The organism is Streptomyces sp. SID10853, assembly GCF_010548145.1.
Taxonomy (GTDB): domain Bacteria; phylum Actinomycetota; class Actinomycetes; order Streptomycetales; family Streptomycetaceae; genus Streptomyces.
In genome coordinates, this window is sequence record NZ_JAAGLN010000259.1 from 1 (window position 1) to 9,450 (window position 9,450).

The window sequence follows — 9,450 nt, forward strand, 5'->3', positions numbered from 1 at the left end:
GGGCCGGAAGCCCGCCCGCCCGCGGCCGGTGTCAGCCCGCCGAGCTGTCGGGGGTGACGTCGCGCAGCAGGCAGGTGAGCCGGGCCGTGCAGACCCGCTTGCCCTCTTCGTCCGTGATGGCGATCTCGTAGGTCGCGGTGGAGCGGCCGCGGTGGACCGGGGTGGCCACCCCGGTGACCAGCCCGCTGCGGGCGCCGCGGTGATGGGTGCAGTTGAGGTCGACACCGACGGCGAGCTTCGACGGGCCGCCGTGCAGCATCGAACCGATCGAGCCGAGGGTCTCGGCGAGCACGGCGGACGCGCCGCCGTGCAGCAGTCCGTACGGCTGGGTGTTGCCCTCGACCGGCATGGTGCCGACGACGCGGTCGGCGGCCGCCTCGACGATCCGTACGTCCATCCGCTCGCCGAGATGGCCGGCGGAGAACAGCCCGGGGAGGTCGACGCCGAGCGCGGCGTACTCGTCGATGACCTCTTGAGGGAACTTCACGGTGGTCTGCTCGCCCATGGTGGTCCGGCTCCGATCGTCGTGGCTGCTGCGGTGGGTACCGGCGGCGCACGGCCGCCGGGGTCCGGCAGCCCGGGTTCGCCGCCCGGTGGCCTAAGCAAACGCTCAGGCCGTGCCGGATTGTTCCAGACGGACCACCAGGGACTTGCTCACGGGGGTGTTGCTGACGTCCGCGGTCGCGTCCAGCGGGACCAGGACGTTCGTCTCCGGGTAGTACGCGGCGGCGCAGCCGCGGGCGGTCGGGTAGTGCACGACCCGGAAGCCGGGTGCGCGCCGCTCGACGCCGTCCTTCCACTCGCTGACCAGGTCGGTGTACGAGCCCTCGGCGAGGCCGAGCTCGCGGGCGTCCTCCGGATTGACCAGGACGACGCGGCGGCCGCCCTTGATGCCGCGGTAGCGGTCGTCCAGGCCGTAGATCGTGGTGTTGTACTGGTCGTGCGAGCGCATGGTCTGCAGCAGCAGCCGGCCATCGGGGAGCTTCGGATACTCGACGGGGGCCGCCGTGAAGTTGGCCTTGCCGGTGGCCGTGGGGAAGCGGCGCTCGTCGCGCGGGGCGTGCGGGAGGGAGAAGCCGGCGGGGGCGGCGATGCGGGTGTTGAAGTCCTCGAAGCCCGGTACGACACGCGAGATCCGGTCCCGGATCGTCGCGTAGTCCTTCTCGAACTCCTCCCAGCCGATGGCGGATTCGGCCCCGAGGACCGCCCGTGCCATCCGGGCGACGATCGCCGGCTCGGAGAGCAGCCGCGGGCCCGCGGGCGTGAGGTTGCCCCGGGAGGCGTGGACCAGCCCCATGGAGTCCTCGACGGTCACGAACTGCTTCCCGCCCGCCTGGACGTCCTTGTCGGTGCGGCCCAGGGTGGGGAGGATCAGGGCACGGGTGCCGGTGACGGTGTGCGAGCGGTTCAGCTTGGTCGACACCTGCACGGTGAGGGAGGCGCGGCGCATCGCCGCCTCGGTGACCTCGGTGTCGGGTGTCGCACCGACGAAGTTCCCGCCCATGGCGAAGAACACCTTGGCCCGGCCGTCGCGCAGCGCCTCGATGGCGCGGACGACGTCGAAGCCGTGGTGGCGGGGGGAGGTGATCCCGAATTCCTTGTCCAGGGCGTCGAGGAACTCGGGTGCGGGCCGCTCGAAGATGCCCATCGTGCGGTCGCCCTGGACGTTGGAGTGACCGCGGACGGGGCAGACGCCGGCGCCGGGGCGGCCGATGTTGCCGCGCAGCAGCAGCATGTTGACGACTTCGCGGATGGTCGGCACCGCGTGCTTGTGCTGGGTGAGGCCCATGGCCCAGCAGACGATGGTCCGCTTGGAGGCGAGGACCATCGCGAGGGCCTGCTCGATGTCCGCACGGGAGAGGCCGGTGGCGGTGAGCGTCGCGTCCCAGTCGGCGGCGCGCGCGGCGGCCGCGAACTCCTCGTACCCATGGGTGTGTTCGCGGACGAACAGCTCGTCGGTCGCGCCCTCGGTCTCGATGATCAGTTTGTTCAGCAGGCGGAAGAGCGCCTGGTCGCCGCCGATCCGGATCTGCAGGAACAGGTCGGTGAGGGCCGCGCCCTTGATCATGCCCTGGGGGGTCTGCGGGTTCTTGAAGCGCTCAAGGCCCGCCTCCGGCAGCGGATTCACCGAGATGATCTTCGCGCCCGCGGCCTTGGCCTTCTCCAGCGCCGAGAGCATCCGCGGATGGTTCGTGCCCGGATTCTGCCCGGCGACGATGATCAGGTCCGCCTGGTGCATGTCGTCGAGGGAGACGCTGCCCTTGCCGATGCCGATGGTCTCCGAGAGCGCCGAGCCGGACGACTCGTGGCACATGTTGGAGCAGTCGGGCAGATTGTTGGTGCCGTAGGCGCGGGCGAAGAGCTGGAGCAGGAACGCGGCTTCGTTGCTGGTGCGCCCCGAGGTGTAGAAGAGCGCCTCGTCGGGGGAGTCCAGCGCGCGCAGCTCATCGGCGATGATCCCGAAGGCGCGCTCCCAGCTGACCGGCTCGTACCGGTCGCCGCCCTCGGGCAGCAGCATCGGCTCGGTGATCCGGCCCTGCTGGCCCAGCCAGTAACCGCTGCGGGAGGCGAGGTCGGCGACGGGGTGCGCGGCGAAGAACGCGGGCGTCACCCGGCGCAGCGTCGCCTCCTCGGCGACGGCCTTGGCGCCGTTCTCGCAGAATTCCGCGGTGTGCCGCTTCTCGCCCTCGGGCCAGGCGCAGCCCGGGCAGTCGAATCCGTCCTTCTGATTGACCTTGAGCAGGGTCCGCGCCGTCCGCACCACGCCCATCTGCTGCTGCGCGATCTGCAGGGTGTGACCGATGGCGGGCAGACCGGCTGCGGCGTGCTTCGGGGCCGCGACCTGCGGCGCGTCCTGGACCGGGTCACCTGCGGGCGGCTTGGCAGCCATGGCGCTCCCCTTCGAGCGGGCGGATCCTTCGTACGTGTCCGATCCTTTCATGGGCCACTGACAGCGGACCCTGTGAGGTGTCCGGAGGTCTGGATTGTCAGTGCTCCGTGGCAGGATCGGACCCGTGGCAAAGACAGCATCGAAGCAGACCGCAGACACCCGCCCCCGCCTGCTCCTCATGGACGGGCACTCCCTGGCGTACCGTGCGTTCTTCGCGCTGCCCGCGGAGAATTTCACGACCGCGAGCGGTCAGACGACGAACGCCGTCTACGGCTTCGCGTCGATGCTGGCGAACACTCTGCGTGACGAGGAGCCCACCCACTTCGCGGTGGCCTTCGACGTCTCGCGCAAGACCTGGCGGGCGGACGAGTTCCCCGAGTACAAGGCGAACCGTTCGAAGACCCCCGACGAGTTCAAGGGCCAGGTCGAGCTGATCGGCGAGGTGCTGGACACGATGCGGGTGGACCGCTTCGCGATCGAGGGCTTCGAGGCCGACGACGTGATCGCCACGCTCGCCACCCAGGCCGAGGCGGCCGGCTTCGAGGTGCTGATCGTCACCGGCGACCGGGACTCGTTCCAGCTGATCACCGACCACATCACCGTGCTGTACCCGACCAAGGGCGTCTCCGAGCTGACCCGCTTCACACCGGAGAAGGTCGAGGAGAAGTACGGGCTGACCCCGCAGCAGTACCCGGACTTCGCTGCGCTGCGCGGCGACCCGTCGGACAACCTTCCGGGCATCCCCGGCGTCGGGGAGAAGACGGCCGCGAAGTGGATCAATCAGTTCGGTTCGTTCGCCGAGCTGGTGGAGCGCGCCGACGAGGTCAAGGGCAAGGCCGGGCAGAATTTCCGCGACCACCTGGAGGCGGTGCGGCTCAACCGCCGCCTCACCGAGATGGTCCGCGACGTGGAGCTGCCCAAGGGCCCGGCGGACCTGGAGCGCGCGGCGTACGACCGGGAGGCGTTCGCGCACGTGCTGGACGTGCTGGAGATCCGGAACCCGAGCCTGCGCGAGCGGCTGCTCGCGGTCGACCCGGGTGCGGCGGACGAAGCCCGGCAGGCCCCGGCCGCCGGAGTGGAGCTGGACGGCTCGGTGCTGGCCTCCGGGCAGCTGGCCCCCTGGCTGGCCGAGCACGGCGGGCAGCCGCTGGGCATGGCCACCGTGGAGAGCTGGGCGCTGGGCACCGGCAGCGTCCGTGAGATCGCGCTGGCGGCGGCCGGCGGGCCCGCGGCCTGGTTCGACACCACACAGCTGGACGAGGCCGACGAGCAGGCGTTCGCCGCCTGGATCGCGGACCCGCAGCGCCCCAAGGTCATGCACAACGCGAAGAACGCGATGCGGGTCTTCCCCGAGCACGGGTGGCGCGTCGAGGGCGTGGCGATGGACACCGCGCTCGCCGCGTATCTGGTGAAGCCTGGCCGGCGCTCCTTCGCACTGGAGCCGCTGGCCGTGGAGTATCTGGGCCGGGAGCTCGCCCCGGCCGCCGCGGCGGACGGCCAGCTCGCCTTCGGCACGGACGAGCAGGCCGAGGCCGAGTCCCTGATGACTCAGGCCCGCGCGGTGCTCGACCTCGGCGACGCGTTCGGCGAGCGGCTCGAAGAGGTCGGTGCCGCCGGCCTGCTGCACGACGTGGAGCTGCCGACGTCGATCCTGCTGGCCCGGATGGAGCGGCACGGCATCGCCGCCGACCGCGCCCATCTGGAGGGCATGGAGCAGCAGTTCGCCGGTGCGGTGCAGCAGGCCGTGAAGGAGGCGCACGCGGCGGTCGGACACGAGTTCAACCTCGGCTCGCCCAAGCAGCTGCAGGAGGTCTTCTTCGCCGAACTCGGTCTGCCGAAGACGAAGAAGACCAAGACCGGGTACACGACGGACGCGGACGCGCTGGCCTGGCTGGCCGCGCAGACCGAGCACGACCTCCCGGTGATCATGCTGCGCCACCGCGAGCAGGCCAAGCTGCGGGTGACCGTCGAGGGCCTGATCAAGATGGTGGCCGCGGACGGCCGCATCCACACCACCTTCAACCAGACGGTGGCGGCGACGGGCCGGCTGTCGTCGACCGACCCGAACCTGCAGAACATCCCGGTGCGTACGGACGAGGGCCGGGCCATCCGCCGCGGCTTCGTCGTCGGCGAGGGATACGAAACGCTGATGACCGCCGACTACAGCCAGATCGAACTGCGGGTGATGGCGCATCTGTCGGAGGACGCCGGGCTGATCGAGGCGTTCACCTCCGGCGAGGACCTGCACACCACGGTCGCCTCCCAGGTGTTCGGGGTGGAGAAGTCCGCCGTCGACCCGGAGATGCGGCGCAAGATCAAGGCGATGTCGTACGGACTCGCCTACGGACTCTCGGCGTTCGGCCTCTCCCAGCAGCTGAACATCGAGGCCGGCGAGGCGCGCGGGCTGATGGACACCTTCTTCGAGCGGTTCGGCGGGGTGCGGGACTATCTGCAGCGCGTCGTCGAGGAGGCGCGCGCCACCGGCTACACCGAGACCATGCTGGGCCGCCGCCGCTATCTGCCCGACCTCAACAGCGACAACCGCCAGCGCCGCGAGATGGCCGAGCGGATGGCGCTCAACGCCCCCATCCAGGGCACGGCCGCGGACATCGTCAAGGTCGCGATGCTGAAGGTCGACCGTGCGCTGGCCGAGGCCGGACTGTCCTCGCGGATGCTGCTCCAGGTGCACGACGAAATCGTGCTGGAGATCGCATCCGGCGAGCGCAAGCAGGTGGAGGAGATCCTCCGTAGGGAGATGGCCGCCGCGGCCCAGCTGCGCGCACCGCTCGATGTGTCGGTGGGCGTCGGCGCGGACTGGGAGTCCGCCGCGCACTGACCCCCGGCCGGCCCGGCGGGGCGCGGCGTATCTGAGGCGGAGCCCGTCCGGGCCCACAGAAGTGCTCCGGACGGGCTCCGGCATGTCGCACCGCGGCGGAAGGACGACGGACGGACCGCAGCTGAAGAATCGGTGAAAACGGTCAGTGACCGGTGCCGTGGGGGCGGTAGTTGTCGTAATGTCACCGGAGTCCCGCGCTGGGGAGCGCGATCAGTCGAGGGGGAGGGACCACGTCTATGGCACCGCATTTCAGCAGCCGGTTGCGCAAGGGAGCGACGGCGACCACGGTGGCCGCCCTGGCCGTGGCGGCGATGACCGCTTCGCAGGCGCCCGACGCCATGGGCAGCCAGGCCCCGGAGAGCAGCAGGCAGGCCGCTGACGCGAAGCCCCCCTCCGGCACCCCGGTCAGCGGTGACTCCCCGTACTTCACCGATCTTCCGCCGCTCAACACCCCCGCCGAACCGGCCACCCCCGTCACCACTCCGGCCGGATCGGCCGCCGCCGGCATACCGGCGTCGGTGCTCGCCGCCTACCGCAAGGCGGAGCAGACCGTCGCAGGCACCGATCCCGGCTGCCATCTGCCGTGGGAGCTGCTCGCGGCCATCGGCAAGGTCGAGTCGGGCCAGGCGCGCGGCGGGCGGGTGGACGCCCAGGGCACCACGCTCAGCCCCATCCTCGGCCCCGTCCTCAACGGCGCGGGCTTCGCCGACATCGCCGACACCGACAACGGCCAGTACGACGGCGACGCGACGCACGACCGCGCGGTCGGCCCGATGCAGTTCATCCCGTCCACCTGGGCCACCTGGGGACAGGACGGGAACGGCGACGGCAAGAAGGACCCCAACAACGTCTTCGACGCCTCGCTCGCCACCGGCCGTTACCTCTGCGCCGACGGCCGCGATGTCGCCGTGCAGCACGACCTCGACCAGGCGATCCTGGGCTACAACCACTCGCAGGAGTATCTGAGTACGGTCCTGTCCTGGTTCGGTTTCTACCGGAAGGGCGTCCACGACGTCCCGGACGGTACGGGCGTGCTGCCCACCGGTACCGAACCCGGCGGCCAGGGGTACGGGGGAGGCGACAGCGGCGCCCCGGCCCGTACCGGCGGCGCTCCGTCCCGGCACTCCTCGGCCCCGTCACCGTTCCCGTCGTCCAAGCCCAGCCCGAAGCCCAGCCCCAAGCCGACGAAGAGCGGCACCGGGACCATCTCCGTACCGAGCCCGAGCCCCAGCAGGAGCGGCAAGCCCTCGCCGTCGCCGAGCCCTTCGGGCAGCCCGAGCGGTTCGCCGTCGCCCTCGCCGAGCGGCTCCGGCTGCCCGAGCCCCTCGCCCTCGCCGTCGGACAGCGCGAGCCCGAGCCCTTCGCCCTCGCCCTCGGGCTCGGCCGGTCCCTCCGCGTCACCCACGCCGTCCCCGTCCGGCAGCGCGAGCGGTTCGCCCTCCCCGTCGCCGTCCCCGAGCAAGAGCGGCAGCCCGACTCCCTGCGCCACCGGCTGACCCGGGCCCGTCCGGCCGTCCGAGCCACCGGGCCGGGCCGGGCCACTGAACCAGGCCGAGCAGAGCGAGCCACCGGCCGAGTCACCGGCCGAGTCACTGAGCCCGGCCGCACACCGAAACCGGTGCGCGGCCGGGCTCAGTCGTGTGCGCCGGGCCGGGTCCCGGCAACAGGTCCGCGCAACGTGTTCTCATCTCGCCGCCGCGTTGCTACGGTGCCCCATCCCTGACGATGCATCAGATCCTGTAGGAGGCCGTGCATGCGCGCCCTCATCGCCGCCGCCATCGGGCTGGCCGTGGCCTTCGCCCTCGTCCTCACCTTCTCGGCGGTCGGCTCACCCACCGGCAAGACCTCGCCCAAACCGCTGCTCACCACCGTCCCCGGCCCCAAGAGCCAGTAGGCCCCAAGACCCAGTAGGAGGACGGCCATGCGCCGTAAAGCCAGTCTGGTGCTGCTCGCCTTCGCGGTCTTCTGCGCCGCCATGTCCCCGCTGCTGCGCTGGTACGCCTTCCCCCGGCTGGCGAAGATCCCGGCCAACCAGTACCAGGAGGAAGTCCTGCAGGCGAAGCCCGCGACCCTCCTCGACTACAGCACCATGCAGGCCAAGAAGGTCCCCGAGGTCACCATCGTGCAGACACTCCGGGGCAATGTGGCCGAATCCAACCGCATCGAGCAGAGCGCGGGACGCGACGTCGTCGTCTGGGACTCGCTGTCCTATGTCGCGGGGCCCGACGGCAAGATGGTGTCCGAGATCCCCGAGCGCTACATCTTCGACGCCCACACCCAGGCGCCGGTCCACGCGACCGGCGAGATGGTCGACGGCGACCCGGTCAGCCGGACGGGCATCGAGTTCAAGTGGCCCTTCCTCACGCAGAAGCGCGACTACGAGTACTTCGACGCCCAGACCCACACCTCGGCCCCGATCCACTACCGGGGCACGGTGAAGTTCCACGGCCTCGACGTCTACTACTTCGAGGAGACCATCCCCTGGACGAAGGTGTCGATGCCCAAGAAGATGCCGGTCAAGGGCATCACCCCGGAGTCCGTCGCGAAGACCGGCACCACCCGCTGGTACTCGACCAAGCGGATGTTCTGGGTCGACCCGGTCACCGGAGCCCCGGTCAACGGCGAGGAGATCCACAAGGAGGAGCTGCGCGGCGGCACCCTGCTGGGCGGCCGGGCCAAGGTCACGGCGTTCGCGGGGGACGTGAAGATGCGCCCCGACTACGTCAACTACACAGTCGACCTGGTGAAGTCGAACCGGCTGCTCGTGCTGCTGCTCACCTCGTATCTGCCCTGGGGCTTCCTGGGCCTGGGCATCTGCCTGCTCGCCCTCGCACTCTGGCTGGAGGCGCGCAGCCGCCGCCCCGGGGAGCCCGACCGGCCGGACGCCCGGCTGCCCGACCCCGAACCGGTCATCGCCTGAAGCCCCTGGATCCGTCTACCCCCGGTTCTGGCGCGCCTTCGTGTACCGCGTCGGCGCCGCGTCCGACGGGTCCTCGGGCCACGGATGCCGGGGGTAGCGCCCACGCAGTTCCGCGCGCACCGACCGGTACCCCTCCCGCCAGAACGACGCCAGATCGGCCGTCACCGCGGCGGGCCGGCCGGCCGGGGAGAGCAGATGCACCAGGACCGGCACCCCCGCCACGGTCGGCGTCCGCGCCAGGCCGAACATCTCCTGCAGCTTCACCGCGAGCACCGGCTGGGCGCCGCCGTAGTCCAGCCGGATCCGGGACCCGCTCGGCACCTCGTACCGCTCGGGCGCCAGCTCGTCCAGCCGTGCCGCCTCGCCGGTCGCCCAGGGCAGCAGCCTGCCGAGCGCCTGCCCGGCCTCGATCCGCGCCAGATCGCCCCGCCGCCCGGCACGGGAGAGCTCGGGCTCCAGCCACTCGTCGGGCCGCGCCAGCAGCGCCGCGTCCGACACATCAGGCCAGCCGCCGCCCACCTCCCGGTGCAGAAAGGCGAGCCGCTGCCGTAGCTCCCGCGCGTGCGGGGTCCAGCGCAGCAGCCCCAGCCCCTCGCGCCGCAGCCCGTCGACGAGTGCCTCCCGTACGAGAGCGGCCGGCGGGCTCTTCAGCGGCCGCACCGTCAGCTCGACGGCGCCCAGCCGCCGCCCACCTCCCGGTGCAGAAAGGCGAGCCGCTGCCGTAGCTCCCGCGCGTGCGGGGTCCAGCGCAGCAGCCCCAGCCCCTCGCGCCGCAGCCCGTCGACGAGTGCCTCCCGTACGAGA

The 9,450-nt window shown here is 71.4% G+C and carries 7 protein-coding genes; 4 read left to right on the forward strand and 3 right to left on the reverse strand.

All coding sequences use genetic code 11. From position 1 onward, the window contains the following. Nucleotides 1-31: 31 nt before the first annotated feature. Both G3I19_RS31045 and G3I19_RS31050 read right to left on the reverse strand, forming a co-directional pair. Nucleotides 32-505: a hotdog fold thioesterase gene (locus tag G3I19_RS31045; protein WP_164267051.1), complete on the reverse strand. Its 474-nt coding sequence runs from the start codon at nt 503-505 to the stop codon at nt 32-34. A gap of 105 nt (nt 506-610) precedes the next feature. After that, complete coding sequence (locus G3I19_RS31050; protein WP_164267052.1) at nt 611-2,890, reverse strand: FdhF/YdeP family oxidoreductase; 2,280 nt, start codon at nt 2,888-2,890, stop codon at nt 611-613. A gap of 124 nt (nt 2,891-3,014) precedes the next feature. Between G3I19_RS31050 and polA the strand changes: the two genes are divergently transcribed. The 4 genes from polA (at nt 3,015) to G3I19_RS31070 (ending at nt 8,646) form a co-directional block, all read left to right on the forward strand. After that, nucleotides 3,015-5,726 carry a DNA polymerase I gene (gene polA, locus G3I19_RS31055; RefSeq protein ID WP_164267053.1) on the forward strand — a complete coding sequence of 904 codons (2,712 nt, stop codon included), beginning with the start codon at nt 3,015-3,017 and terminating at the stop codon, nt 5,724-5,726. Between the two features lie 236 nt (nt 5,727-5,962). Next, nucleotides 5,963-7,222: a lytic murein transglycosylase gene (locus G3I19_RS31060; protein WP_164267054.1), complete on the forward strand. Its 1,260-nt coding sequence runs from the start codon at nt 5,963-5,965 to the stop codon at nt 7,220-7,222. A 257-nt stretch (nt 7,223-7,479) separates the two neighbouring features. Next, nucleotides 7,480-7,620 (forward strand): SPW_0924 family protein, encoded by a 141-nt coding sequence (locus tag G3I19_RS31065; RefSeq protein WP_164267055.1) that lies wholly within the window; start codon nt 7,480-7,482, stop codon nt 7,618-7,620. Between the two features lie 27 nt (nt 7,621-7,647). Next, nucleotides 7,648-8,646, forward strand: coding sequence for a DUF3068 domain-containing protein (locus G3I19_RS31070; protein ID WP_164267056.1), 999 nt, complete (start codon nt 7,648-7,650; stop codon nt 8,644-8,646). Nucleotides 8,647-8,661: 15 nt separating this feature from the next. On the opposite strand, the gene G3I19_RS31075 is transcribed toward G3I19_RS31070, so the two are convergent. Beyond that, on the reverse strand, nt 8,662-9,450 hold a 789-nt coding region (locus G3I19_RS31075), incomplete at its 5' end, for an ATP-dependent helicase C-terminal domain-containing protein (protein WP_275402790.1).